This is a genomic window from Novosphingobium sp. NBM11 (genome assembly GCF_015390225.1).
In the GTDB taxonomy this organism is placed as follows: domain Bacteria; phylum Pseudomonadota; class Alphaproteobacteria; order Sphingomonadales; family Sphingomonadaceae; genus Novosphingobium.
This window is the reverse complement of the sequence record NZ_VUOG01000001.1, coordinates 575021-601718: the sequence shown is the minus strand read 5'-3', so window position 1 is coordinate 601718 and position 26698 is coordinate 575021. Positions and strand designations below refer to the sequence as shown.

24 protein-coding genes are annotated in these 26698 nt (G+C 67.2%); 17 read left to right on the top strand and 7 right to left on the bottom strand.

From position 1 onward, the window contains the following. Positions 1-14: 14 nt before the first annotated feature. Complete coding sequence (purL, locus tag F1640_RS02860; RefSeq protein WP_194917631.1) at positions 15-2171, bottom strand: phosphoribosylformylglycinamidine synthase subunit PurL; 2157 nt, start codon at positions 2169-2171, stop codon at positions 15-17. Positions 2172-2308: 137 nt separating this feature from the next. Between purL and F1640_RS02855 the strand changes: the two genes are divergently transcribed. The 5 genes from F1640_RS02855 to queA all read left to right on the top strand — a co-directional run bounded on the left by F1640_RS02855 (position 2309) and on the right by queA (position 5891). After that, positions 2309-2563, top strand: a complete 255-nt coding sequence (locus tag F1640_RS02855; protein WP_124809109.1) for an exodeoxyribonuclease VII small subunit — start codon at positions 2309-2311, stop codon at positions 2561-2563. A 56-nt stretch (positions 2564-2619) separates the two neighbouring features. Beyond that, on the top strand, positions 2620-3507 hold the full coding sequence (locus F1640_RS02850) for a polyprenyl synthetase family protein (protein ID WP_194921087.1): 888 nt from the start codon (positions 2620-2622) through the stop codon (positions 3505-3507). After that, entirely contained in the window at positions 3508-4020 is a 513-nt protein-coding gene (gene coaD, locus F1640_RS02845; protein WP_124809108.1) for a pantetheine-phosphate adenylyltransferase, read from the top strand. A 142-nt stretch (positions 4021-4162) separates the two neighbouring features. Next, positions 4163-4840, top strand: a complete 678-nt coding sequence (locus F1640_RS02840) for a peptidylprolyl isomerase (RefSeq protein ID WP_194917630.1) — start codon at positions 4163-4165, stop codon at positions 4838-4840. Positions 4841-4856: 16 nt separating this feature from the next. Next, positions 4857-5891, top strand: coding sequence for a tRNA preQ1(34) S-adenosylmethionine ribosyltransferase-isomerase QueA (queA, locus tag F1640_RS02835; protein WP_124809106.1), 1035 nt, complete (start codon positions 4857-4859; stop codon positions 5889-5891). Here queA and F1640_RS02830 read toward each other — a convergent pair. Next, positions 5855-6739, bottom strand: a complete 885-nt coding sequence (locus F1640_RS02830; protein ID WP_194917628.1) for an alpha/beta fold hydrolase — start codon at positions 6737-6739, stop codon at positions 5855-5857. The genes queA and F1640_RS02830 overlap by 37 nt on opposite strands. Before the next feature lie 200 nt (positions 6740-6939). On the opposite strand from F1640_RS02830, the gene F1640_RS02825 reads away from it, so the two are divergent. From F1640_RS02825 to F1640_RS02805, 5 genes are read left to right on the top strand one after another with little or no spacing between them, the layout of a single operon-like run. Then, complete coding sequence (locus F1640_RS02825) at positions 6940-7413, top strand: MarR family winged helix-turn-helix transcriptional regulator (protein ID WP_124809104.1); 474 nt, start codon at positions 6940-6942, stop codon at positions 7411-7413. Then, the gene (locus F1640_RS02820) at positions 7410-9398 is read left to right on the top strand and encodes an FUSC family protein (RefSeq protein ID WP_125956249.1); all 1989 of its coding nucleotides are present in this window, start codon (positions 7410-7412) and stop codon (positions 9396-9398) included. The genes F1640_RS02825 and F1640_RS02820 overlap by 4 nt, the downstream gene beginning before the upstream one ends. Continuing rightward, positions 9395-9604 (top strand): DUF1656 domain-containing protein, encoded by a 210-nt coding sequence (locus F1640_RS02815; RefSeq protein WP_124809102.1) that lies wholly within the window; start codon positions 9395-9397, stop codon positions 9602-9604. The genes F1640_RS02820 and F1640_RS02815 overlap by 4 nt, the downstream gene beginning before the upstream one ends. A 28-nt stretch (positions 9605-9632) precedes the next feature. Continuing rightward, positions 9633-10562, top strand: a complete 930-nt coding sequence (locus F1640_RS02810) for an HlyD family secretion protein (RefSeq protein WP_194917627.1) — start codon at positions 9633-9635, stop codon at positions 10560-10562. Next, positions 10559-11989 carry an efflux transporter outer membrane subunit gene (locus F1640_RS02805; RefSeq protein WP_194917625.1) on the top strand — a complete coding sequence of 477 codons (1431 nt, stop codon included), beginning with the start codon at positions 10559-10561 and terminating at the stop codon, positions 11987-11989. Before F1640_RS02810 ends, F1640_RS02805 begins: the two co-directional genes overlap by 4 nt. Here the strand turns inward: F1640_RS02805 and F1640_RS02800 are convergent, their stop codons facing one another. After that, positions 11990-12637, bottom strand: a complete 648-nt coding sequence (locus F1640_RS02800) for a TetR/AcrR family transcriptional regulator (RefSeq protein ID WP_194917623.1) — start codon at positions 12635-12637, stop codon at positions 11990-11992. A 118-nt stretch (positions 12638-12755) separates the two neighbouring features. Between F1640_RS02800 and F1640_RS02795 the strand changes: the two genes are divergently transcribed. The 4 genes from F1640_RS02795 to F1640_RS02780 all read left to right on the top strand — a co-directional run bounded on the left by F1640_RS02795 (position 12756) and on the right by F1640_RS02780 (position 17570). Then, positions 12756-13775: a VOC family protein gene (locus F1640_RS02795; RefSeq protein WP_194917621.1), complete on the top strand. Its 1020-nt coding sequence runs from the start codon at positions 12756-12758 to the stop codon at positions 13773-13775. After that, positions 13772-14614: a fumarylacetoacetate hydrolase family protein gene (locus tag F1640_RS02790; RefSeq protein WP_194917619.1), complete on the top strand. Its 843-nt coding sequence runs from the start codon at positions 13772-13774 to the stop codon at positions 14612-14614. Before F1640_RS02795 ends, F1640_RS02790 begins: the two co-directional genes overlap by 4 nt. Positions 14615-14618: 4 nt before the next feature. Then, entirely contained in the window at positions 14619-16103 is a 1485-nt protein-coding gene (locus tag F1640_RS02785; RefSeq protein WP_194917617.1) for a bifunctional 3-(3-hydroxy-phenyl)propionate/3-hydroxycinnamic acid hydroxylase, read from the top strand. A gap of 78 nt (positions 16104-16181) precedes the next feature. Then, entirely contained in the window at positions 16182-17570 is a 1389-nt protein-coding gene (locus tag F1640_RS02780; RefSeq protein ID WP_194917615.1) for an aspartate aminotransferase family protein, read from the top strand. Positions 17571-17580: 10 nt separating this feature from the next. Here F1640_RS02780 and F1640_RS02775 read toward each other — a convergent pair whose 3' ends face one another. Both F1640_RS02775 and F1640_RS02770 read right to left on the bottom strand, forming a co-directional pair. Next, entirely contained in the window at positions 17581-18939 is a 1359-nt protein-coding gene (locus tag F1640_RS02775; RefSeq protein ID WP_309229181.1) for an amino acid permease, read from the bottom strand. A gap of 37 nt (positions 18940-18976) precedes the next feature. Continuing rightward, positions 18977-20722: an amidohydrolase gene (locus F1640_RS02770; RefSeq protein ID WP_194917613.1), complete on the bottom strand. Its 1746-nt coding sequence runs from the start codon at positions 20720-20722 to the stop codon at positions 18977-18979. Between the two features lie 200 nt (positions 20723-20922). On the opposite strand from F1640_RS02770, the gene F1640_RS02765 reads away from it, so the two are divergent. From F1640_RS02765 to F1640_RS02755, 3 genes are read left to right on the top strand one after another with little or no spacing between them, the layout of a single operon-like run. Further along, positions 20923-22245, top strand: coding sequence for an Hsp70 family protein (locus tag F1640_RS02765; protein ID WP_194917612.1), 1323 nt, complete (start codon positions 20923-20925; stop codon positions 22243-22245). Continuing rightward, positions 22242-22709, top strand: coding sequence for a GreA/GreB family elongation factor (locus tag F1640_RS02760; RefSeq protein WP_194917610.1), 468 nt, complete (start codon positions 22242-22244; stop codon positions 22707-22709). Before F1640_RS02765 ends, F1640_RS02760 begins: the two co-directional genes overlap by 4 nt. 55 nt (positions 22710-22764) lie before the next feature. After that, positions 22765-23730, top strand: a complete 966-nt coding sequence (locus tag F1640_RS02755) for an AEC family transporter (protein ID WP_194917608.1) — start codon at positions 22765-22767, stop codon at positions 23728-23730. Between the two features lie 4 nt (positions 23731-23734). On the opposite strand, the gene pgmB is transcribed toward F1640_RS02755, so the two are convergent. Both pgmB and F1640_RS02745 read right to left on the bottom strand, forming a co-directional pair. Beyond that, positions 23735-24376, bottom strand: a complete 642-nt coding sequence (gene pgmB, locus F1640_RS02750) for a beta-phosphoglucomutase (protein ID WP_194917607.1) — start codon at positions 24374-24376, stop codon at positions 23735-23737. Beyond that, complete coding sequence (locus tag F1640_RS02745; RefSeq protein WP_194917605.1) at positions 24373-26568, bottom strand: glycoside hydrolase family 65 protein; 2196 nt, start codon at positions 26566-26568, stop codon at positions 24373-24375. Before F1640_RS02745 ends, pgmB begins: the two co-directional genes overlap by 4 nt. Positions 26569-26698 lie beyond the last annotated feature (130 nt).

Below are 26698 nucleotides of genomic sequence, written 5' to 3'. Positions count from 1 at the left end.
GCGCCGACAATCCGTCAGGCTTCCATCCAGTCGTGGAAGAACGCCTCGTTGGCGGCTTTCAGCGCTTTCACTTCCACGCCCGCGATCGTGCTGCCGTCGACCGTGCCGATGCGGACCGCGCCTTCCAGCGTCACGCCGGGGCGTGCGGTCACGATGTAGCGGCCCTGATCCTCGCCAAACGCCGATGCGGCGGTAAGCGGAATGTCGAGCGTGCAGCCAAGGCCGCTGCCCATGCCCATTTCCGCCAGCGCGACAAGCAGGCCGCCATCGCTCACGTCGTGCACCGCTGTCACGCGGCCGTCGCTGATCCATTCGCGCACCAGTTCGCCATGGGCGCGCTCGGCGGCCAGATCGACCGGCGGCGGTGCGCCTTCCTCGCGCCCGTGGATTTCGCGCAGCCACAGCGATTGACCCAGGTGCATGCCTTCGCCACCCACCAGCCAGATGCCGTCGCCGTGTGCCTTGAAACGGACGGTGACCATCTTTTCATGGTCCAGCATCAGGCCGACGCCGCCGATCGCGGGGGTGGGCAGAATGGCCGAACCGCCGCCCGTGGCCTTGGATTCGTTGTAGAGCGAGACATTGCCGCTCACGATCGGATAATCGAGCGCGCGGCAGGCATCGCCCATGCCTTCGAGGCAGCCGACGATCTGGCCCATGATTTCCGGACGCTGCGGGTTGGCGAAGTTGAGGCAGTTGGTGATGGCGAGCGGCGTGGCGCCGACCGCGCAGATGTTGCGGAAGGTCTCCGCCACCGCCTGCTTGCCGCCTTCGTAAGGGTCGGCGAAGCAATAGCGCGGGGTGCAGTCGGTGCTGATCGCCAGCGCCTTTTCGGTGCCGTGGACCCGCACCACGGCCGCATCGCCGCCGGATTTCTGCAAGGTGTCCGCGCCCACCTGGCTGTCGTACTGTTCCCAGATCCACTTGCGCGAGGCAAGGTCGGCGCAGCCGATCAGCGTGAGCAGATCGGCGCCGATGTCCGCGCTTTCGGGCACGTTCGCCAATGGCGCCGGCTTGGGCGTGGGCACGTGCGGGCGGTCATAGAGCGGGGCTTCGTCGGCCAGCGGGGCCAGCGGAATGTCGCAAACCACTTCGCCATCGAATTCCAGCACCATGTGCCCGGTATCGGTCACTTCGCCGATCACCGCGAAATCGAGTTCCCACTTGCGGAAGATCGCTTCGGCCATCGGCTCCTTGCCGGGCTTGAGCACCATGAGCATGCGCTCCTGGCTTTCCGAAAGCATCATCTCGTAGGGCGTCATCGCCTCTTCGCGGCAGGGCACCTTGTTCATGTCGAGCCGGATGCCCGCGCCGCCCTTGGAGGCCATTTCGACCGACGAGGACGTCAGCCCCGCCGCGCCCATGTCCTGGATCGCCACGATCGCGTCCGTCGCCATCAGTTCGAGGCAGGCCTCGATCAGCAGCTTTTCGGTGAACGGATCGCCCACCTGCACGGTAGGGCGCTTTTCTTCCGACTTCTCGTCGAAATCGGCCGAGGCCATGGTAGCGCCGTGGATTCCGTCACGGCCGGTTTTGGAACCGACATAGACGATCGGGTTGCCGATGCCGGTGGCGGCCGAATAGAAAATCCGGTCGGTATCGGCGACGCCCACGGTCATCGCGTTGACCAGGATGTTGCCGTCGTAAGCCTTGTGGAAATTGGTTTCGCCGCCCACCGTCGGCACGCCCACGCAATTGCCATAGCCGCCGATGCCGGCGACGACGCCCTGCACCAAATGCTTCATCTTCGGGTGATCGGGGCGGCCGAAGCGCAGCGCGTTCATGTTGGCGATGGGCCGCGCGCCCATCGTGAACACATCGCGCAGGATGCCACCGACGCCGGTTGCCGCGCCCTGGTAGGGTTCGATGTAGCTCGGGTGGTTGTGGCTCTCCATCTTGAAGATGGCGGCCTGCCCGTCGCCGATGTCGATCACGCCGGCGTTCTCGCCGGGGCCGCAGATCACCCATGGCGCTTCTGTGGGCAGCTTCTTCAGGTGGAGGCGGCTCGACTTGTAGGAGCAGTGCTCGGACCACATTACCGAGAAGATGCCCAGTTCCACGAGGTTGGGCTCGCGCCCCAGCGCTTTCAGGACGCGCTGGTATTCATCCTCGGACAACCCGTGCGCGGCGACGACATCGGGCGTGATCTGCGGTGCGGTGCTTTCGGCCATGCGCGGCCCTTAGCGGCGCGCGGCGAGTCTCGCTAGCCCCGCCGTGGCGGTTGCCGTGCGGCGGAAACATTTGCCTTGACGGGCAAGTCCCGTTCCGAGCTTGACCGGTGCCGTTCCCGCCGCCAAAGCTGGGTGCGATGGCTACTAATCCCGATATCGCGTCGCTCAGTTTCGAGGAGGCGCTGAAGGCGCTGGAAGACGTTGTGCGCCGGCTCGAAAGCGGTGAGGCACCGCTCGACGAATCGATGGACCTTTACGAGCGCGGCGAAAAGCTGCGCGCGCATTGCCAGGCCCGGCTCGATGCGGCGCAGGCACGGATCGAGGCGATCGTCACCGATCGCGACGGCCGCCCCACCGGCACCCGCCCCTTTGACGAGGCGGCCTCCGCATGACGACCACTTCCGACCAGGATGCCGGCGAACAGGACGCCGGCCAGGCGAACGCGACAATGGCGGTGCTCAAGCCCGCGCTGGTCCAGATCGCCGAGGATATCGATGCGAGCTTCGATGCGCTGCTGGCCGTGGCCGGCGACCCGCGCGATCGCTTGATCGAGGCCATGCGCTATGCCGCGATTGGCGGTGGCAAGCGGCTGCGGCCACTGCTGCTGACCGCCACCGCGAGCATGTTCGGCGTCGATCGCGCCAGCGCGGTGCGTGCCGGGACGGCGCTGGAAGCGGTCCACGTCTATTCCCTGATCCACGACGATCTGCCGTGCATGGATAACGACGCGACCCGCCACGGCAAGCCTACGGTGCATATCGCCTACGATGAGGCTACCGCCGTGCTTGCTGGCGATGGATTGCATGTCTTCGCGTTCGAAGTGCTGTCCGATCCCGCGATGAGCGGCGATCCGTTCGTGCGCATCGAACTGGTGCGCACGCTGGCAATGGCGAGCGGCGCGAACGGCATGGCCGGTGGCCAGATGATGGACATCGCCGCCGAAACCGCCAGCTTCGACCTGCCGACGGTTACCCGTCTCCAGCAGTTGAAGACCGGCGCTTTGCTGGCAGCCGGTGTCGAGATGGGGGCCATTCTCGGGCGCGTTCCGCCGGAAGGGCGCACGCATCTGCGCGGCTATGCCCGCGATATCGGCCTGGCCTTCCAGATCGCGGACGACCTGCTCGATACCGAAGGCGATGAAGCGGTGGCCGGCAAGGCGCTGCGCAAGGATGCCGAGCGCGGCAAGGAAACCTTCGTCTCGCTGCTGGGCGTGGAGCGCGCGCGCGAACAGGCGAAAATGCTGGTCGAACAAGCCGTGCAGCACCTTGCGTCTTACGGGTCGGAGGCGGACGTGCTTCGTGCCGTGGCGCGCTTCATCGTCGAAAGGGATCATTAAATGGGGGAGAGGATCGGGGTATACCCCGGCACGTTCGATCCGATCACGCTGGGGCATCTCGACATCATCCGTCGCGGTGCCAAGCTGGTCGACCGGCTGATTATCGGGGTGACCACCAATCCGTCGAAGAACCCCATGTTCACGCCGGACGAACGCATCGCCATGGTCGAGCGCGAAATGGCGACACAGGGGATCGAGAACGTCTCCGTGGTGGGCTTCAACGCGCTGCTGATGAAGTTCGCCGAACGGCAGGGCGCCACCGTGATCGTGCGCGGCCTGCGCGCCGTGGCGGACTTCGAATACGAATACCAGATGGCCGGCATGAACCAGCAGCTCAACGACCAGATCGAGACGATCTTCCTGATGGCGGACGTGAGCCTCCAGCCGATCGCGTCGAAGCTGGTCAAGGAAATCGCCATGTTTGGCGGCGACATTTCCGACTTCGTGACGCCCGATGTCCGGGACGATGTGATCGCCCGCATCGAAACGACGGGCCGGCTGGGCGACTACTGATCGCCCCATTCCGATGGGCTGGTCCTGTGCGGAACTGCAATTCGTTCATTGCAGTGACAGCGCGCCCGGCCTATCGGCCACGGATGCGGTTTCCGGCCCGCATTCTATTCTGCCCGGATGAACGCTGAAGGTGGTCTTGCAGATGGTTTCGCGCTTCCTTGCCTCGATCGCGCTTGGCGCCGTGGTTCTCGCCACCCCCGCCATGGCCAAGAAGAAGCAACTGTCGGTGAAGCCGGACACGCCGCCCATGCAGTACGCGGTCGATACCTCGCTGAACGACGATCCCGATAATATCCTCCTGCTGGACTTGTCGAACGGTGGCCGCGTGGCGATCCGGCTGATGCCGCAGTGGGCGCCGCACCATGTCGAGCGGGTCAAGGAACTGGCTCGGCAGGGCTTCTACAACGGGGTCATCTTCCACCGCGTGATCGATGGCTTCATGGCGCAGACCGGTGACCCGACGGGCACAGGGCAGGGCGGTTCCAAGCTGCCGGACCTCAAGGCGGAGTTCAACGATGCGCCGCATCTGCGCGGCACCGTATCGATGGCCCGCACCAACGAGCCGAACTCGGCCAACAGCCAGTTCTTCATCGTGTTCTATCCGCGTTTCGCCCTCGATCACAAATACACCAACTTCGGTCGCGTGATCTCCGGCATGGAATACGTCGACACGATCCAGCGCGGCGAACCGCCGTCGAATCCGACCAAGGTCGTCCAGGCCTCGATCGCGGCCGACAACAAGGCTCGGCCGGCCGTTGCCGCGCCCGTTGCCGCGCCGGCGATCACGGCCGACATGCTGAGCCACTCGCAGTCCAACTGATCCGCTGCCTCGGGCGATGCGCGTCGATCTCTTCGATTTCGAGCTGCCGCCCGAACGGATAGCGCTGCGTCCCGCGCGGCCGCGCGATGCGGCGCGGATGCTGCTGGCCAAGGGTGACGGCACGCTGGCCGACCATGTCGTGCGCGATCTGCCGGCCCTGCTGCGGGCGGGCGACGTGCTGGTGTTCAACGATACGCGCGTGATCCCCGCCCAACTCGAAGGACGGCGCGGCGAAGCGAAGATCGGGGCGACGCTGCACAAGCGGATCGACCTGCGCCGCTGGCAGGCCTTCGTCCGCAATGCCAAGCGTCTGCGCGAAGGGGATGTCATCGATTTTGGCGCCGATGTGTCCGGCACGGCCGAACAGCGCCATGATGACGGCAGCTGGACCCTGTTCTTCCCCGGAGACGAGCCGGTGGAGGTGCTGCTGGAGCGCGCTGGCCGAATGCCGCTGCCGCCCTATATCGCGGGCAAGCGGCCCACCGACGAGGAAGACCGGCGCGATTACCAGACGATGTTCGCCGCGCGTGATGGCGCGGTCGCCGCGCCCACGGCGGCGCTGCATTTCACCGACGGGCTGATGGCCGCGCTGGCGCAGGCGGGCATCGCGCACGAGACGCTGACGCTCCATGTCGGCGCGGGAACCTTCCTGCCCGTGAAGGCGGAAGACACGGCCGATCACCGGATGCACGCCGAATGGGGGCGGATCGAGGCGGACACCGCCGATCGCCTGAACCGCGCGCGCGCCGCCGGCGGCCGGGTGATCGCGGTGGGCACGACCAGCCTGCGCCTGCTGGAAAGCGCGGCGGGCGAAGACAACGTGATCCGCCCGTTCGCAGGCGATACCTCGATCTTCATCACCCCCGGTTACCGCTTCCGCGCGATCGACGGCCTGATGACCAACTTCCACCTGCCGCGCTCCACGCTGTTCATGCTGGTCAGTGCGCTGATGGGGTTGGAGACGATGCAAGCGGCCTATGCCCATGCCATCGCCAACGCATACCGGTTCTACAGCTACGGCGATTCCAGTCTGCTGCTGCCGGAGGGGTGAGGAGGCCGCGCATCGTCGTGGGCCGTTTTCGTCATCCTTGCCGCAAAAGTGCCGAATGCTTCGGTGACGGCATCGGGGTTATCGATCCAGGGGAAATGCCCTGCCGACGGGATCGAGGCGTGGCTGACGTTGGCGCCGCGATAACGCGGGGAATCCCAGCCACCTTGCCAGACGATCCGGTCTTCCGCACCCGCGAGTACCAGCACCGGCAGCGTCCGGGGCCACCATGCCGCGCGATAGGTATGATCGAAGTGAGCGTCGGACCACTCAACCGCGGCGCTGTTGTATGGCATGCGGGAAAGCAATTCTTGTCCGGCGGGAATGGCAGACGGGGTGAAATTCCATGGAGCGGATGCGACCGCGATGGCGGCGATGTTCTCGTCGCAGCGATCAGCCTCGTAAACGGCTGTTGCTGCCTCCACCGTGGGCAGGGGGTTCCGCTGCGTCATCCCGACGAACCTTGCGTGCCATGCCGCGTCCGCTGCGCTGTCGAGCAGCACCAGACCGCATATGTGCTGTTCAAGCTCCGGCGTGGCGAGGAGATACATGCCGCCGGTGGAATGCCCCGCGAAGACAACGTTCGGCAATGCCATCGCCGCTTCGAGCAGGACCTGCGGCCATACCGAATAGGGATCGGCCGGAGCGCCCGGAGGTTTCCGGTTGGAGCCATCGCCGGGCAGGTCCACCAGCCATACGGCACCCGGCAGGTCGAGCGTCGACGCCAGTTCCTCGAGACTTTCCGAACCTATTCCGGGGCCACCGGGCAGAAACAGCCAGTTGAGGAGGCCTGTCTGCCTGCCTCGGCAGCGTAGCCTTACGCCGGACGCGGTAAACAGCGTTGTGGTCATATCAGCTCCTGCCAACCCCGCCCGGGCGGGCTGAAGCGGCCGTAGCAACTCTTCTCGCCGATGGAAGGGCGGCCTCGGCCACGATCATCGCCTCACGCGCGTTTTCTGCAACTGACCGGCTTCACATTGCATCTCGTCAGCCGGCCCGACTCGTTGTAATTCGTTTACAAACGAACTAATTGGCGAGAGCGAGATTTCCCATGAACCATCGACGCATCCTGACCGGCTCCCTGCTGCCCTTTGCCCGCAATTGGCGGAGAGCGGTGGACTATGCGTTGCGCCCGTTCGGCCTGTCCGAATCCCTGGGGGCGCCGCTGATCTACCTGGGGCGCTCCGGCGGCGGGCTGAGTCAGAACGAGCTGGCCGAGCGCAGCGGGATCGGCGGGCCGGCGCTCGTGCGCGTGGTCGACCGGCTGGTGGCGATGAACCTGATGACGCGCCACATCGACGAAGAGGACAAGCGCCTGCGCCGGCTGCATCTCACGGCCAAGGGCGAGGCGCTGGTGTTCCAGCTTGAGGAAGCGCTTGACCGGCTGCGCGACGTGATCATGGCCGACGTGACGGATGAGGACGTGACGGTGTTCCTGTCGGTGGTCGACAAGGTTGGTGCCGCGCTCGACCGGCTCGATCTGGCCAGCGCCTTCCTGTCAAACGATGAGGGAGCTGGCGCTTGAACGCGCATGCTTCCCGCATGGTCTTTTCGCTCAACAGCTTCGCGGCGGCGGTGCTGGCGTTGTTCATCGCGCTGGGGCTGGGGCTGGTGAACCCCTACTGGGCGGCGATGACGGTCTATATCGTCAGCCAGCCTCAGGCCGGGTCGGTCCGTTCCAAGGCGCTTTATCGCGTGATCGGGACGGTGGTTGGTGCGGCCGTTGCGGTCGGCGCGGTGCCGCTGCTGGTGGATGCGCCGGAACTGCTTAGCCTGACGCTGGCGGTATGGGTCGGCCTGTGCCTCGCCATCTCGCTGCTCGACCGCACGCCCCGCGCCTATGTGTTCATGCTGAGCGGCTATACCGCCGCGCTGATCGGCTTCCCTTCGGTCAGCGCGCCAGGCACGGTGTTCACCACCGCCGTGGCCCGCGTCGAGGAAATCTGCCTTGGCATCACCTGTGCCACGCTGATCCACAGCGTGGTGTTGCCGCGCGGCATTGCCGGCACGCTCGAAGCGCGGATCGACGGGTTCCTGCACGATGCGCAGGCCTGGGTGCTGGATGCGCTGGCCGGCGTTCACGATCCGCACAACCGCGATGTCCACAAGCTGGCTGGCGACATCACCGAATTGCACATCCTGGCCACGCATCTGCCGTTCGACACGTCGCATTACCACGATCGCAGCCTTGAGGTGGGCAAGCTGGCGGAACGTATGGCGATGCTGCTGCCACTGGCGCAATCGGTAGGGGACCGGCTCGATGCGTTGCGGCAGGGAGGGGGCGTGCTCTCGCCCGCCAGCGACCGGCTGATCGCCGATGTCCGGGCATGGGTGGTTGCGGCGGACACGGCTTCGCTCGATCTCGCCGCGGCGTTATCCCGGCGCGCGCGCGGGCTGGAGCCGGTGCTGGGCGAAATGCCTTCCGACGATGAATTGCTGCGCGCCAGTTTTCACGCGCGGCTCGCGGAAATGATCGAGGCCTGGCGCGATTGCGCGGTGCTGGCGCGGCATTTGCGCGATGGCGGAACTGCACCGGCGCCCTTGCGCGCGGTGCTCGCCGACGAGCGCGCGCGCCGGCTGCACCGCGATTACGGCATGGCGGTGTGGTCGGGTCTCACCGCGAGTTTGGCGATCCTGCTGCTCTGCGGGTTCTGGATCGCTACGAGCTGGCCCGATGGCGGTACGGCGGTGATGATGGCGTCGATCTTCGCCAGCTTCTTTGCCGGGATGGATGATCCCTCGCGCGAGATCAACAAGGTGGCGATCTGGTGGAGCTATGCCACCGTCGTCACCGGCATCTACCTGTTCGGCATCGTGCCGCAGGTTCACGATTTCTCCACGCTGATGCTCGTGCTGGCGCCCACGTTCCTAGTCATCGGCTATTTTATGGCTATTCCCCGCTGGACCATGCGGATGGTGCCCCTGGCGATGGGGATCAACGGCACGCTGGGCATTCAGGAGGGCTTCTCCCCCAGCTTCGCCGGTTTCGTGAACAGTTCGCTGGCCTCGGTCGTGGGCGTGCTGACAGCCTCGCTGGTGACTCGGCTGGTGCGATCGGTGGGGGCCGATTTCTCGGCGCGGCGGATCGTCCGCCTCGCCGAACGGGATCTTGCCAGCCAGACGCGGACCGAACCGCCGCTCGCGGTGCCGGCCTGGACCGGGTTGATGGTGGACCGCGTGGGCCTGCTGGGCGCGCGCGTGGCGGTGCGGGGCGATCCGGACGATCTGGTGGCGCAGACGCTGCGGACGATGCGTGTCGGTCTGAACCTGTTGACGCTGCGCCGCGTGGGGCCGCCGCGCGCCGATGCGCCGGCCGTGGGGCGCCTGCTCGATGCGCTCCGCCGCTACTGGCGCGGCCGCGGCGAGGGCGATCTGCACGCCCGGATTGCCGAGGCTATCCGCGAAGTGGCCGCCACGCCACCCACGCCTGCCCGGCGCGAGGCGCTGCTGGCGCTGACCGGGCTGGACCGCACGCTTGTTCCCGCAGACGTCAGGACCGAAGCCGCATGACGCCCGAACTGCATCTTTACGGCGTGTTCTTCCCGCACCTGTTCGCGACCGCGGCGGTGGCGCTGGTCCCGTTCCTGTTCATCCAGATCGCGATGCGGCGGTGGCGGCTCTACCGCTTCGTCTGGCACCGCTCGCTGTTCGAGATCGCGCTGTTCGTGGCGCTGACCGGCGCCGTCTCCGGCCTTCCGCTAACCTTCATTCACTGAAACTCCTTTCCCATCAGGCGAACCCGAAATGTCTCCCCGATCCCTTGCTCCTGCCTCGTTCCGGCCGATCCTGATCGGCATCCTGCGCGTTGCCATCACGCTGGCGGTGGTCGTCCTGGCGTTCGTGGCCGGGCGCGCGATGTGGCAGCGCTACGAGGTCGATCCGTGGACGCGCGATGGCCGCGTGCGCGCCGATGTCGTCAAGGTCTCGTCCGACGTGCCGGGGCTGGTCACACGCGTGCTCGTCCGGGAGAACGACCGCGTGACGAAGGGGCAGGTGCTGTTCGAGGTGGACACGCCCCGCTACCGGCTGGCGCTGGCCCAGGCGCAGGCCGCCGTGGCAAGCGCGCAGGCGACTGCCGCCGACGCGCATTCCCAGTTGCGCCGCGCACGGATGCTGGGCGATCTCGTCTCCGCAGAGGAGCGCGAGGCGCTGGAAGCCAAGGCGGAGACAACGAGCGCCAGCCTTGAGGCGGCGCGGGTCGCGGTCAACGTGGCGCGCCTCAACCTGGAGCGCACGCTCGTCCGTGCGACGGTGAACGGCTACGTCGCCAACCTGCTGCTCAAGCCAGGCGATTATCTGGCAGCCGGCGCGCAGGGGCTGGCCGTGGTCGATGCCGATACGATGTGGATCGACGGCTATTTCGAGGAAACCAAGCTGCCGCGTATCCACGTTGGCGATCGCGCAAGGGTGTTGCTGATGGGCGAAACCAGCCCGATCGAAGGGCGGGTGGAAAGCATCGCACCGGGCATCGATGATCGCGAGCGGACCAATGCCAGCAACCAGCTGGCAAGCGTGAATCCCACGTTCAACTGGGTGCGGCTGGCGCAGCGCGTGCCGGTGCGGATCGCGCTGGTCAGGGTGCCACAGGATATCCGCCTGATCGCTGGCAGGACCGCCACCGTCGACGTGATCGATGGCGCCGGGCGCACCGTCCATGCGGGAGGCCGGTCGTGAACCGGATCGGTCGCCTGACTCGCCTGGCGGTGCTGCTCGCGCCCACCCTGGTGCTGTCCGCTTGTGTGCATGTGCCGATGGAGCGCGACCGGACCCAGACCGCGCTTTCCGAAGCGCCGGCCGCCAATGCGCCGTTCGTCAGCATGGACAAGGGACCATTCCGGGATGATCCCGTGCCGGGCCAGTGGTGGAAGCTCTACGACGACCCCCAGCTCGACGGTCTGATCGAGGAGGCGTTCAAGGCGAACACCGATTTGCGCGTGGCGGCGGCGAACATCGACCGCGCCAGTGCCATGATCCGGCAGGCCCATGCACAGGGAACGGTTCTGGCGAACCTCAACGCCGGGGCGACGGTCAACCGCGATCCGGTCGCCTTCGAAAGTTTTCAGGGCTATCCGCTGGTCAGCGGCGGCGCTTCGCTCACCTATGATTTCGACGTAGGCGGGCGCATCCGCAGCCTGACGGCGGCGGCCGGGCATGACCGCGATGCGGCGCAGGCCGCCTATGACCTGACGCGCGTCAACGTCGCCGCGGGCGTGGCCGGGGCCTATGCCGATGCCTGTGCTGCGGGAATGCTGCGCGCGCGGGCGCAGCATAGCCTTGGTCTGCTGCGGCGCAATCTGGACTTCACCAACCGGCTGATCGCGGCTGGACGCGGAACGCCGCTCGATCGCGACAACGCCGAAGTGCTGGTGGCGCAGCTGGAGGCGCAGATGCCGGGATTCGATACAGCGCAGGAAAACGCGCTGTTCCGGCTGGCGACGCTGCTGGGGCGTCCGCCGGCCGAGTTTCCCAGGGAGATCCAGACCTGCGTGCAACCGCCGCGCGTGACCAGCGTGCTGCCGGTGGGCGATGGTGCCGCCTTGCTGCGGCGCCGGCCCGATGTGCGCGCGGCGGAGCGAACGGTCGCGGGTTCGCTCGACCGGATCGGCGTGGCGCGATCGGAGCTCTATCCCACCGTGCGCTTCGGCGCTTCCGTGGAGGACGTCAGCCCGTTCAAGTTTCCGGGAACACCACGCGGCTTCTCGTTCGGCTTGGGGCCGCTGCTGTCGTGGACTTTTCCCAACCGCAAGATCGCCCATGCCGAAATCGCGGCGGCTGAAGCCGAACGCGATGCGGCGCTGGCACGCTTCGACGGCGTGATGCTGGGCGCGCTGCGCGAGACGGAAAGCGCGCTGACCACCTATGCCCACGAACTCCAGCGCAACGCCTCGTTGCGCGAGGCGCGCGACAAGGCGGCGGCGGCGCTGGCCAAGGTCCAGCGGATGCGCGCGGCCGGGCGCGAGAACGCGCTGACCGGTCTGGACGCCGCGCGCACGCTTTCGGCGGCGGAAATGACGCTGGCGACATCGGATGCCGCGCTTGCCAGCGATCAGGTGGCGGTGTTCCTTGCGCTGGGCGGTGGCTGGCAGGCCGACGCAGTGTAATCAGGCGCTTGTGATCGCGCGGAGGTGCTGCCGTACACGGTCCGGATCGGCGATGCGCGCCACCGCGCTGGCCGATGCACCAAGGCCGCGCAAGCCCAGCGCCAGCATGTCGGCAACGAAGCCGGCCGCGTGATCGACCGAGGCCCGTTGCACCACGCTGCTGGCCATGACGATCTGGCAGCAGCCCAGCCAGTAAAGCACGCCGGCCCGCCCGCCTTCGGGGGAAACGACGCCGTCGGCCAGCGCGGCGCGCATGTCTTCCAGCAGGCCCCGGTTGAGCGGGTGATCCTCGACCACGGTGCCGGAGGAGGACCGGGTCAGCACGGCCGCGCGCTTGGGCTCGGCCAGGGCGAAGGCGGCGGCGGCGATCATGCCTCCGGCCAGCCGTTCCAGCGGATCGGCGATGTCGCGATTGGTGCGCCCCACCAGGGCTTCCACGTCAACGCGGATCGCGCGCGAGATCGCTCCGGCGAAATCGTGCTTGTCCTCGAAATGGTTGAAGAACGATCCCTTGGCGACGCCGGCTGCGGCGACCACTTCGTCGATGGCGATCGCGTCCACTGGGCGTTCGGCCAGCAGTTCCAGCCCGGCGGCGAGCAGGGCGGAGCGGGTGCGCGCGGCGCGGGGGGAAAGCGTGGGTTCGATCATGGTTCGGTCCATAAGCGCTCTTGACCGTTTGGTCATTCATGATATTTGACTAAAAAGTCAAGTTTGAGTCGCGGCCTTCAGACCGCGGCCGGACAGAGGATGCCGGGAGACGATGGCGATGAGCATCATCCGCATCGAGGATATTGCCCACGTGCGCTTCGCCGCGCCCGATCTGCAAGCCATGCGCGCCTTTCTGGAAGATTTCGGACTGGCCTGCTTCGAGCAGGATGGGCGGCTCTATGCCCGGGGCGGGGATGGTCGGCCGTTCCTCCATGTGACCGAACCGGGCGAGCCGGGCTTTCGCGGCGTGGGCTTCCGCGCGGAGCGGATCGAGGATCTGGAAGTGCTGGCGCGCGCCGAAGGCGTGGCGGCCGAACCACTCGACGAACCCGGCGGCGGCTCGGTCGTCCGCCTGCGCGATCCCGATGGTTTCATGGTGGAAGTGGTGGCGGGCCAGTCGAAGGAATCGGAAAGCCCCGCCATGGCCGATCCCGTGCGCAACACTGCCAGCGCGAAGCCGCGCTTCCGCCAGCTCGTGCGGCTGGAAGGCGGGCCGGCGCACGTCCGGCGCATCGGCCATTGCGTGCTCAACGTGGCGGATTTCCGCACGTCGGAGGCGTGGTACAAGGAACGCTTCGGCTTCCTGACGTCGGACGAGGTGGAAGCCGCGCCGAACCTGCCGCTGGGCGCGTTCATGCGCTGCGACCGGGGCGACAAGCCGGCCGATCACCACACGCTGTTCCTGGCGCAACTGCCGCAGAAGCCGGGCTTCCTGCACGCCGCGTTCGAGGTTTCCAACTTCGACGACCTGATGCTGGGGCACCAGCACCTCAAGGCGCGCAAGCGCACGGCGGCATGGGGCGTGGGCCGGCACATCATGGGGAGCCAGATCTTCGATTACTGGAAAGACCCCTGGGGCCACGAACTCGAACACTGGACCGATGGCGACTTGCTGACGGCGGCCGATCCGCCGCAAAAGATGCCGGTCGCGAGCCTGCTGGCGGTGCAATGGGGCAGCCCGCATCCGATGCTGGCCGGGCGAATGGCGCCGAAGCCCGGTGTTCTCGCCTTCGTCATGGCCCTGCAATTGCGCATCCGGCGGCTGTTCCGCCGCAACCCGAAAGGACAAGCCGCATGAAACTTGCCAGCTATCACGCCGCCGATGGCGCGATCCGTACCGCGATCGTGGTGGACGAAACGCTGATCGATACCGGCATCGCCGGATCGATGATCGATCTGATCACAAACTGGGATGCGGTGAAGGATGGGCTGGCCGCGAAGGCGGCCGCGGGCGGTGGCGTCCCGCTGGCTTCGGTGCGGCTGGCGTCGCCTGTGCAGCGGCCGGGCAAGATTTTCGCGATCGGCCTCAACTATGCCGATCATATCGCGGAATCGAACATGGGCACGCCCGAACGGCAGGTATGGTTCACCAAGGCGCAGACGTCCGTGAACGGGCCGTTCGATCCCATCCTGATAGCGAAGGGCACGGGCACCAACGACTACGAGGTCGAACTGGTCGCCGTGATCGGCAAGGGGGGCAAGCATATCCCGGCGGACAAGGCGGCGGAGCATGTGTTTGGCTATTGCGTGGGCAACGACGTGACCGAGCGCATGTGGCAGCACGCCGGCCCGCAATGGTCGCTCGGCAAGAGCTTCGACACGCACGCCCCGATGGGGCCGTGGCTGACCACCGCCGATGACGTGGCCGATCCGCACGCGCTGGGCATCCGCTGCTTCGTCAATGGCGAGAAGCGGCAGGATTCGAACACGCGGAATCTGGTGTTCAACCTGTGGCAGCAGATCGAGCATCTTTCGCAGGCGATGACGCTGGAGCCGGGCGACGTGATCTTCACCGGCACGCCCGGTGGCGTGGGCGCGGCGATGGACCCGCGCCAGTTCCTGAAGGCCGGCGATGTGGTACGGTGCGAGATCGATGGCCTGGGCGCGATCGAGGGCACAATGGCGGCGGAGGGCTGAGACGATGACCGCCGCCGCCCGCGCATGTGACGTACTGATCGCCGGCGGCGGCCCGACCGGCGTGACCCTGGCCCTGCTTCTGGCCCGGCAGGGCGTTTCGGTGATTGTCGCGGAGAAGGAAGCCGAGGTCTATCCGCTGCCGCGCGCCGCGCATCTCGATCACGAGATCATCCGCGTGTTTCAGGAAGTGGGCGCGGCGGAAGCCATCGTCCGGTCGAGCCGGCAATCGAGCCGCTACGATTTCCTCAACGCGGCGGGAGATATCCTGTTGCGGTTCACCGGATCGGACCGGATCGGGCCGGGTGGCTGGCCCGCCGCGAACATGATCCACCAGCCATCGGTGGAGCGGGTGTTGCGGGACAGGCTGGCGGACTACCCTGCGGCCCGCCTGGAGACGCGCTGGGATGTGCTGTCGTTCGAGGAAGACGCCGATGGAGTGATCGCCCATATCGACACGCCCGATGGCCAGCAGGAGGTGCGCGCGCGCTATCTGGTGGGGGCGGACGGCGCGCGCAGCCCGATGCGCAAGGCGGCGGGTATCGGCTTCGAGGATCTTGGGTTCGAGGAACCCTGGCTGGTGGTCGATACCATCGTGCAGGACTTTTCGCGCCTGCCGCCGGTGAACCTCCAGATTTGCGATCCGGATCGCCCGACAACCTGCGTGCTGATGGGCGAGGGGCGGCATCGTTGGGAATTCATGATCAAGCCGGGGGAAACGCCGGAGGAGATCAGCGCGGATGCCACCATCGCGCGATTGATGGCGCCGTGGAAAGTGGATGGTGCGGTCACGCTGGAGCGCAAGGCGGTCTATACGTTCCGCGCCCGGATCGCGGAACAGTGGCGCAAGGGCCGCCTGCTGCTGGCGGGCGACGCCGCGCACCAGACGCCACCCTTCGCCGGGCAGGGCCTGTGTTCGGGCATTCGCGACGCGGCGAACCTTGCCTGGAAACTGGGCGCGATCCTGCGCGAGGGAGCGCCGGACAGCCTGCTCGACAGTTATCAGCCGGAGCGCGAGCCCAACCTGCGCGCGACCATCGGCATGGCGATCATGATGGGGCGCACGGTCTGCATCACCGATTCGGCAGCGGCGGCGGAGCGCGACCGGCAGATGCTGGCAGCCCGCGCGGCAGGCCAGTCGCCCGATGGAGCACCGGCCTATCCGCCGCTCGATACCGGCGTTGTCCTGGCGGGAAGCGCGGGTGCCGGCAGCTATTTCCCGCAGGCGATTGCCGACGGCGCGCGGCTTGACGATGCGCTGGGAGCCGGGGCGTGGCTGCTGGTGCGGGGCAACGCTGCCGGGGAAGAGGGCATCCGTTCGGCGGGACTGGATGATCCTGCGCTCGCCCCGTTCCGGCAAGCGCTGGAAACATGGCTGGATGCGCATGACGCGCCGGCCGTGCTGGTGCGGCCGGATCGCTACGTGTTCGGCACCGGCGATGCCGCCGTGCTGGCGCAAGCGTGGCGGAACGCGGTTTTCGCCGGGGGATAGGCCGACGCGCAAAAAAGGAAGCGGATGGCTCGCACATTTCGCTTAATCGGCGGGGCCTGTCGACGTAGTGTCCGGCGCATGAACTCGTTATCCAACCGCTCGCTTGTCGACATCGATCGCGACAACCTGATCCACCCCGTCGTTTCGTTTCGCGGCCACGAAAAGCACGGGCCGCGCATTCTGGAATCCGGGCAGGGCATGTGGCTGACCGATATCGACGGCCGCCGCATGATCGATGCGTTCGCCGGGCTGTGGTGCGTCAACGTCGGCTACGGGCAGGAAAGCATCGTCGCGGCCGCGACCGAACAGCTGCGCAAGCTGCCCTATGCCACGGGCTTCTTCCACTATGGCTGCGAACCGGCGATCCGGCTGGCCGGCGAGCTCTGCGCGCTGGCGCCGGAAGGGCTGAACCACGTCTATTTCACGCTGGGCGGATCGGACGCGGTCGACAGCGCCATCCGCTATATCGTGCATTACTGGAACGCGGTGGGGCAGCCGCAAAAGAAGCACTTCATTGCGCAGGTGAACGGTTATCACGGGTCGAGTAGCCTCGGTTCCGGCCTGACCGCGCTGCCGCACTTCCACCGCAACTTCGATCTGCCGCGCCCGTGGCAGCACCATATTGCTTCGCCGTTCCCCTATCGCCACCCGGAAGGGCACGATCCGGCCGCGCTGATCGCCGCCAGTGTCGGTGCGCTGGAGGCCAAGGTCGCGGAACTGGGCGCGGAGAACGTCGCGGCGTTCTTCTGCGAGCCGATCCAGGGATCGGGCGGGGTGATCGTGCCGCCGCGCGGCTGGCTCAAGGCGATGCGGGAAGCCTGCACGCGGCTGGGCATCCTGATGGTGGTGGACGAGGTGATCACCGGCTTCGGCCGCACCGGGCCGATGTTCGCGAGTCTGGAGGAAGGCGTCTCGCCCGATCTGATGACCATGGCGAAGGGGCTGACCTCCGGCTACGTGCCGATGGGCGCGGTGATGATGGCCGATCACGTCTATCAGGGGATCGCCGATGGTGGCGCCGAAGCCCTGCCGATCGGCCATGGCTATACCTATTCGGGCCATCCGGTCAGCGCGGCGGTGGCGCTGGAATGCCTGCGGCTCTATCAGGAAGGCGGGCTGCTGGCGAACGGGGTGGACGTGGGCGGCACGTTCGCCGCCCATTTCGAGCGGTTGAAGGACCATCCGCTGGTAGGCGACGTGCGTTCGCGCGGGCTTCTCGGCGCGATCGAACTGGTTTCGGACAAGCAGGCGCGCACCAACTTCGCGCCGGAGCTCGATGTCGCTGGCCGGCTTGCGCAACTGACGTGGGACAACGGCGTGATCGTCCGCTGCTTCGCCAACGGCGCGATCGGCTTCGCGCCGGCGCTGTGCTGTTCGCACGGCGAAATGGACGAGATTTTCGCGCGGATCGACCGCACGCTGGAGCAGTTGCTGGCGATGCCGGATATTCGCGCGGCGATGCGTTAGGCGCCTGGCTCTAGGCAGCGGCCCTGGCCCGCCGATCGCCGCGGAAAGAGGCGGCGGTGGCGATGCCCAGCACCACCAGGCTGCTGACCAGTTCGATGCGCGCGCTGGGGCTGAACGCCATCGCGCCCAGCACCGCGAGGATCGCCCCGGCCGTGGCATAGCTGATGTAGGGGTGCAGCCACATGCGGATGGGCGGTGCCGTGCCTTCCTGTTGGTTGCGGTTGCGCAGGCGCACCTGCGCGAAGCAGACGAACAGGTAGATGAACAGCATCAGCGCGCCCGAGGCGTTGACGAGGAAGCTGAACACCAGTTCCGGCGAAAGCACCGAGGCGGCGAGCGCGAGATAAGCAAACAGGCTGGCGAAGATGGTCGAGCGCGCGGGCACCGAGCGCCGGTTGAGCGCGACAAGTGCGCGGGGCGCATCGCCCTTTTCCGACAGCACGAACAGCACGCGCGAGGTGACGTAGAGCCCCGAATTGAGGCACGACAGCACGGCCACCAGCACCAGCATATTCATCATGTCGCCCGCGTGCGGGATGTGCATGTAATCGAGCGCGGCAGCGAAGGGGGACTTGCCCGGCACGATCGAGGTCCACGGCACGACCGAGACGATCAGGCCGATCGAGAGCAGGTAGAACAGCAGGATGCGCAGCGCCACGCTGCCGGTGATGCGCGCGATGGTCTTGGCCGGTTCCTGCGATTCCGCCGCCGCCACAGTGGCGATCTCCGCGCCGCACAGCGCAAAGATCACGCTGGTCACGCCCGCGATCACCGCGCCCCACCCGTTCGGCGCGAAGCCACCGTGCGAGACGAGGTTGGCGAACGTCGGCCCGGTGGGCGAGGTGATCCCGCTGGCCCACAGCCCGGCGATCAGGATGAACGCGATGATTGCGCCGACCTTGGTCAGCGACAGCCAGAACTCGAACTCGCCATAGGATAGCGCGGACATCAGGTTCACCGCCGTCAGCCCGGCGAGAAGGAACACGCCGATCGTCCACACCGGCAAGTCTATCCAGCCGTGCAGGATGACCGCCCCCGCGATCGCCTCGATCGCGACCACCACCACCCAGAAGTACCAGTAGAGCCATCCGCAGACGAAGCCGGCGCGATGGCCCAGACCGATGCGCACCAGTTCGGTGAACGATCCGGCGCCGGGATGCTGGCTGGCCATCTCGCTCAACATGCGCATGACCATCAGGATCACCAGCCCGGCAATGCCGTAGCTGACGATCACCGCCGGCCCCACGCGCGCGATGGAGGTGCTGCTGCCGACGAACAGGCCCGCCCCGATGATGCCGCCAATGGCGATCATCGAGACGTGGCGGGATTTCAGGGCGGTGCTGAGGCTGCGCGGGTTTTCGGCGGACACGGAGTCTCCGGAAGGGTCAGGGCGGGGGATGCGCCGGTCAGCGCTGGAACACGAGCTTGCCGCCCAGGAACGTCATGTCAACCTGCCCCGCCAGGATTGTCTCCGGGCTGGCCGTCAGCGGATCGAACGGCAGCACGATCAGGTCGGCCAGCTTGCCCGGCTCGATCGTGCCCTTGGTCTTCTCCTCCCACGAAAGGTAGGCGCCGTTCGCGGTGTACATGCGGATCGCGTCCTCGCGCGGGATCGCCTCGTCCGCGCCGTGAACCTGTCCGCTCGGCCCCTTGCGGGTGATCGCGGCGTAGAGACCCACGAACGGGTTGACCGGCAGATTGTCGCTGCCGAACGCCATGAACAAGCCGAACTTCTTGACCGGCGTGGTCAGCGGGTTGTTGTGCGCCAGCCGCCAGTCGTCGAGCACCTGCATGTAGCGGTCCTCCAGATTGTAGAGGAAGTTCGGCTGCTGCGCGATCATGATGCTGTCGCGCTTCATCGTGGCCATCGTCGCGTCGGGCGGCATGATCGTGAAATGGTCGGTGAACCAGCGGCGGTCGGCCATCGGGTGCGCCGGATCGGGAATGGCGTTCAGCGCTTTGTCATAGGCCTGGATGGTCTGGACGATGGCAGCATCGCCGATGCAGTGCAGGCCCATCTGCCAGCCGAGGCGGGCAGAAGTATCCACCATCTCCTGCAATTCCGCGTCGGTATAGCGCCCCTTGCCACGGAAGCCGGGCTGGCCCTTGTAGTCGGCGAGCAGCCAGGCGGTCGGGCCGGTGAAGCCGCCGTCCACCGCGTTTTCCCCGATCGCGCCGAGCCGGACGTGCTCGTCGCCATAGCCGGTGTGATAGGGAAAGGCCTTCAGCCGCTCCGCGCCGGGATAGATGATGTACATGGTGATGCGCGGCAGTTGGTCGCCCATTTCGGCATAGATTTCGCGCGCGCGGCGGAACGTCATGTTGGCGCCGGCCCACGAGGTGCCGGGATCGGTGCCGGCCGCGCCGCCCTTGCCGACGGGTTCGTCGTCGATCGTGCCGCTGGCGTCATGAAAGCTGGTGATGCCGAGCGAGAGGATGTTCTTGAGCCAGCCGATATAGGCCGGGCGCATCGATTCCCAGCTGGGCGTGGGGATGAATGCGCTGACCAGATCGAAGCGTTCACGGATGATCCCGTTGGGTTCGCCGGCCGCGTCGTGCTCGATCAGACCGCTCTTGGGATCGGGCGTGGCGCGATCGATGCCGGCGATCTTGAGTGCGGCGGAATTGCTGACCGCCGAATGCGCGCCGGCGCGCACCAGCATCACCGGGTTGTTCGGCGTGGCCGCGTCAAGGTCCGCGCGCGTCAGGTTGCGCTTTTCGGCAAGGTTCGATTCCTGCCAGCCATAGCCGGTGATCCATTGGCCGGGGCCGAGTTGCGCCGCCTTCTTGCGCAGCATGTCCTGCACTTCGGCCACGCTGTGTGCGCTCTGGATGGCAATGTCGTTCGGCGCCATCGGCTTGGGGTGCAGGTGCGTGTCGGTGAAGCCGGGCATCAGCGTGCGACCGGCCAGGTCGATCGTGCGATCGGCCGTGTAGCGATCCGCCAGTTCCTCGCCCCCCACGGCGACGATGCGGCCATCGCGGACGGCCACCGCCGAGCGGACGGAAAACGAAGGGTCGACCGTGAGCACGTGGCCGTGGCGGAGGAGGAGATCGACTTTCTCCTTTGCCAGGGCCGGCGCAGCCCATGCTGCGGTGATCGCCAAAGCCGTGCCGAGCAGTCGGATCCGCCGCCCCGTTGTATTGGTCATTTCCCCTTACCCCCGCTTGCGCCAAAAACTGAACATCTGTCCGGAATGCTAACAGCATCCGCGCGGCGTTCAATCGGCCCCGCCCACCTTTGTTTGCGGCGCCCGCATTCCCGTTTGCCCGCGAACGAATGGTTGCCAATAGAAGCAGGCGTTGCCATAGGCGCCGGCCGCTTCCCGACCCCGTTGCAAAGGAATCCTCCATGGCCACTGGCACGCCCACCGCGCGCGCTGTCGGCATCGACTTCGGCACCACGAATTCGGTCATCGCCACGACGGCCGGCGCTGGGGAGGCGGGGCTCGTCCGCTTCGACGCGCCCGACGGGACCAGCGCGGTTTTCCGTTCGGCCCTGTGCTTCTGGGAAGATAGCGCCATGCGCGGCGGGCTGGCGCACGAGGCCGGGCCGTGGGCCATCGCCGAATTTCTCGACATGCCCGATGGCAGCCGCTTCATCCAGTCGTTCAAGTCCGTTGCCGCCAACGCCCTGTTCGAACACGCCACGATCTTCGAAAAGCGCCTGCGGTTCGAGGATCTCGGCAAGGTGTTCCTGGAACACCTGCGCGCCCGTTCCGCCGGCGCGCTGCGCGATCTGCCGGAACGGATCATCGTCGGCCGCCCGGTGCGCTATGTCGGGGCACGACCCGATCCCGCGCTGGCGCGCGCTCGGTACGACGCGATGTTCGCGCTGCTGGGGCGCGAGGTACACTACGTGTACGAGCCGATGGGCGCCGCCTTCAGCTTTGCCGCGCGTCTCACCCAACCCGCGACGCTGCTCGTGGCGGACTTCGGCGGCGGCACCAGCGACTTTTCCATCGTGCGGGTGGAAGCGCCGGGCGCGGCGCAGCGGTGCGTGCCACTGGGATCGGCCGGTATCGGCATCGCCGGGGACCGGTTCGACTACCGCATCATGGACCATCTTGTGCTGCCGATGCTGGGCAAGGGCGGCACCTATCGCTCGTTCGACAAGGTGCTGGAAATCCCGGCCGGGCACTTCACCGATTTCGGCGACTGGTCGCGCTTGGCGCTGATGCGCAACCGGCGGACGCTGGAGGAACTGGAGCGCCTGCGCCGCGCTGCCAGCGATCCGCAGGCGATCGGGCGGATGATCGCGGTGGTGGAAAACGAGCTGGGCTATCCGTTGTACGATGCGGTCGGCCAGCTCAAGCGCGCGTTGTCGAGCGAGGAGCAGGCGACCTTCCGGTTCGACAGCCCGGCCCTGAAAGTGCAGGCCGACGTTAGCCGCGCGGATTTCGAGCAATGGATCACGCCCGATCTGGCCCGGATCGGCGAAACGGTGGATGCGGCCCTCGCCAGCGCCGGGCTGGCGCCGCAGGACATCGACCATGTGTTCCTCACCGGCGGTTCCTCGCTCATTCCCGCCGTGCGCCGCCTGTTCACCGAACGGTTCGATGCGGGGCGCATCGATAGCGGCGAGGAGCTGACCTCGATCGCGCATGGGCTTGCGCTGATCGGGCAGGAGCCCGATCTGTCGATCTGGACGGTGAAGGTCGAGGAACCGGCATGAGCGTGGCATTTCGCAGGGAAAGCGATGACGAGCATCTCGAACCGACATTCGAGATCCCGATCCCGCCCGGTCCCAATCTCGTCACCGCGCGGGGCCTGGCGCTGATTGCCGGCAAGGTGGCCGAGCTGGAGGCGGCGCTGCTGCCGCTGACGGACGAGGCGGAGGTGAAGAAGGTGCGGCGGGAACTGCGGTACTGGAGCACCCGTCAGGCGACCGCGCAACTGGCGCCGCAGCCCGGTGGCGCCACGGTGGAGTTCGGTTGTACCGTGACTTTCGCGCTGCGGGGCAAGGTGAAGACGATCACCATCGTCGGCGATGACGAGGCTGACCCGGCAGATGGGCTTGTCTCGTTTTCCGCGCCGCTCAGCCGCGCGATGATGGGCGCAGAGGAAGGTGATTTCGCGGACTTCGGCGGCGAGGCCGATGCGATCGAAATTCAGGAGATCCGCGTTCCGGCTGCTTGATCTCCTGCGGAAAGGCAATCGCTGGCATCATTTTGCGCTTGGCTAACCGCGCCGCATGGCCCACGCGTCCGCGGCCGTTCCCGATTGCCGAGAGTTTCCCGTGCTGCAAAGTCTGTTCGCCTGTCTGCCGATTCTTGGCCTGGTCGCTCTCGGGTTCGGTTTCGGGAACGTCGCGCGTCCGGGGATTGAGGGCCTTTCCGCGATCAACACGGCGGTCATGTACCTGTTTTTTCCCGCGCTGCTGTTCAAGGTGGGGGCGGATACCGATTGGCGCGCGGTGTTCGAGCCGGGGTTCCTGCTGGCCTTCGGGGGCGCGGCAATGCTGGCCTTCGCCCTGTCGCTGATGGTGCTGCGGCGCCTGTCCCCTCATGACCGGTCGGGCGCGATCGTTGGCGCACTCAGCGCTTCCTATGCCAACACCGCGTTTCTCGGCCTGCCGCTGGCCGGGGCCTTGCTGGGGCAGATCGGGATTTCCGCCGCGATGCTGGCCAGCATGGTGCTTCTGCTGACGGTGGTGGCGGCCGCGCTGGTGCTGCTGCCATCGCAGGACGGCAGGGCTGGGCTATCGACCAAGCTGGCGGGCGTGACGTTCCGCAATCCGCTGGTCGTCTCGGCGGTGTTGGGGATCGGCTGGTCCCTGCTGCGCCTGCCAATGCCGGCGCCCTTGCACGATATGCTGTCGCTGCTGGGCGGCGCGGCGACGCCTTGCGCGCTGATCTCGGTCGGTGCGGCGATGGCGGGCGCGCGGATCGCGGGATCGCTGGCGGTCTGGATGGTGGTGTCCGGCAAAATGGTGCTGCAACCGGCGCTGACCGCGCTGGCGGCGCATCTATGCGGATTGCCGCCTGTGTGGACCAGCGCCGCGGTGCTGCTCTCCGCCCTGCCGACAGGCGCGGTGCCCACGCTGCTGGCGCGATCCTACGGCGTGGACCCGATGGGGCCGGCGCAGGCGTCGGCGATCACCACGCTGCTTTCAGTCGTGGTAACGCCGGTGGTGTTCGCGCTGTTCCCGCCCGTGTGAACGGTCAGGCGAGCAGGGCGGCGAGGTCGATGTCGGCCAGCGTCGCGAACTGCACGTCGGCGCGGGGCAGGGGTGTTTCGCCGATGCCGATCGCGCGGAAGCCGGCCGCGCGGATCGCCTCGATCCCGGCCGGGGCATCCTCGAAGCCGATCATCGCTTGCGGCGGCAAGTCGAAGGCCCGGGCACAGGCCAGGAACAGGTCCGGCGCCGGCTTGGGCAGGTGATCGGCAGGGTCGGCGATGAACTCGAACGCGTCGGCCACGCCCAGCCGTTCCAGCAGGGCGGGAGCATTGCGGCTGGCGGAAGCGAGGCCGATGCGCAATCCGCGCGTGGCCGCTTCATCGAGCAGCGCGGCCGCGCCGGGCAACAGGGCGTCCGCCGTCAGCGTGGAGATCGCATCGACGTAGAAGCCGTTCTTGCGCGCGGCCAGGCGCGCTATCTCGTCTTCCGGCAGCGCGCGCTGCCCCAGCTTCAGGATGTGCCGCAGCGAATTGATCCGGTCGACGCCCTTCAGCGCTTCGTTGTCCTCGGCGGTGAACGGGATGCCGAGTTCGTCCGCCAGCCGCTTCCAGGCTGCGAAGTGCAGGGTGGCGCTGTCGGCGATCACGCCATCGAGGTCGAAGGCGAGGCCCTTGATCGCGCTCATGCCGGCAGATCCAGCGTGACCGGCGTGGCGCCGACGGTCACCGTCTCGCCCCAATGGGACAAGGTCAGCGGTTCGCCTTCGATCGCATAGCGGGCCTTGCCGTTCGCGACCGTGAGCGTAACCGCGCGGCCGTGGAACCGCACGCCGAGTTCGTAATCGCCGGCGACGGGATGCGCGCGGGGGGAGAACTCCAGCGCTCCGTCGAGCGTCGATAGCCCGGCGAAGCCGAAGGCCAGCGCGTTCCAGCCACCGCCCAGCGCGGCCATGTGCAGCCCGTGCGCGGTATTGGCGTGGAGGTTGAGCAGGTCGGTCAGCACCGTGTCGGTCCAGTACCGCGCGGCGCGTCCGGTTTCGCCGGCCAGCGCTGCTGCCGCCGCGAAACTGCTGGCGGAGAGCGTGGAATCATGGACGGTGAGCGCTTCGTACACATCCAGCATCCGCTTGCGCATGTCCGGGGCGAAGCGGTGGGGCAGCGTCGCGACGGCGAGCACCGCGTCCGCCTGCTTGCACACGCAATGGCGGTAGATGTGCAGCGGATGGTAGTGCAGCAGCAGCGGGAACTTGCCTGGCGGGGTGCTGTCGATCGGCCAGGGCTGCTTGCCGAAGAAGGCATCGTCCTGCGCGAAGACCTGCCGGGCTTCGTCGAACGGCAGGAAGATCGTGTCGGCGGCGCGCAGCATGGCCTGCCGCTCCGCCGGGGAAAGCCCCGGATCGATGCCGTGGCGCTGTTCGAGCGAGGCGGCATAGCGCATGTGCTCGGCCGCCATCAGGTTGGTGTAGAGATTGTTGTCGACCAGCGCGGTGTATTCGTCCGGACCGGTCACGCGGTTGATCACGAAGGCATCACCGCGCGCCGGATCGTGCCAACCTGTCGCCAGCCAGATGCGCGCGGTTTCGGCCAGCAGCTCCGCCCCGCCTTCGCGCAGGATCGAGAGGTCGCCGGTGGATTCCACGTAGAGCCGCAGCGCGTGCGCGACATCGGCGTTGATGTGATACTGCGCCGACCCGGCGAGGAAATACGACGAACATTCGCGTCCACCGATGGTGCGCCAAGGCATCACCGCGCCCGCTTCGTGCCCCAGGTCGCGCGCGTTCTGGCGCGCGGCGTCCAGCCCCGCCACGCGCCAGGCCAGCGCCGCGCGCGCCATGGCGGGCTGGGTATGGATCAGGAAGGGCAGGGCATAGGTTTCCGCATCCCAGAAGATGTGCCCTTCATAGCCTTCGCCGGTCTGGCCTTTGGCGGCGATGGAGCCGCGCCCGTCGCGCCGGACCGCCTGGGCGATCTGGAACAGCCCATGCCGCAGCGCACCTTCGGCCACCGGATCGGCCAGGGCAAAGCGGGTTCCTGCCCAGATCGCGCTCCAGGCTTGCTCCTGTTCCGCCAGCAGGGCGTCGGCGCCGTTTGCCGTAGCTGCGCTAACCAGCGCGCGCGCGCGCGCAGCCAATTCGTCGGCGGGCGTATCGCGTTCGGCGACATAGGCGGTCAGCACCGGGATGCGCCGTGCCTCGCCCGCCGGGATGCGGACCTGCAATGGCGTGCTGCGGGCCACGACCACGGTGAAGCCGCTCCGTTCGAGCCGGTCGGCGCGGCAGGGGAGGGGATCGGCGGGCACGGCCACTTCGTGCCAGGGGTCGGCCATCGCCTGCGTGATGCGCGGATCGTCGATATCCGCCGGCGGCGTGGCCAGCCGGGGGGCCTCGATCCCGCCGCCGATCGTCAGGTCGATGGCACGCCCGCCGGCGACGACATCCACGACGCAGCCCGCCAGCGCCTGCTCCACCATGCTGGCGAAACGGGTGAGCGTGATCGTCGCATCGCCGTGCCGCACCGTCTGGCGCAGCACGCCCCGCTTCATGTCGAGTTCGAGCGGCGCGTCGATTGCGATCGGCGTGCCGTCGATGCCGATCGCGATCTTCGTTCCGTCGGTAACGGAAAGGCGCACGTCGCCACCGCGCGGCAAGCCATGCGCGCCCTCGTGGTAGTCGATCGGCACCCGGTCATAGACGCCGTTGAGATAGACGCGCGGCAGATCGTCCGTGCCGGTTTCGGCGCGGATGCCGATGAAGCCATTGCCGATCGCGAAGATCGCCGGAACCTGCGGCCCCAGATCCAGCGGGGCGGCCAGGGTCCAGCCGTCGCGAATCATCCGGGCCTGCGAAAAGTCTGCGCGAGCCCCGTCGGCAGGGTGCATTCCATCTCTCCCATGGGTGCCTGAGGCGCCTACGAAAGCGCCGGAACACGGTCCGAAACACATTAATGATATGCATTTCATTACCGAAATGCTAGCTTCCGTTCAAGCCGCATGACGGCATGATGCGCAA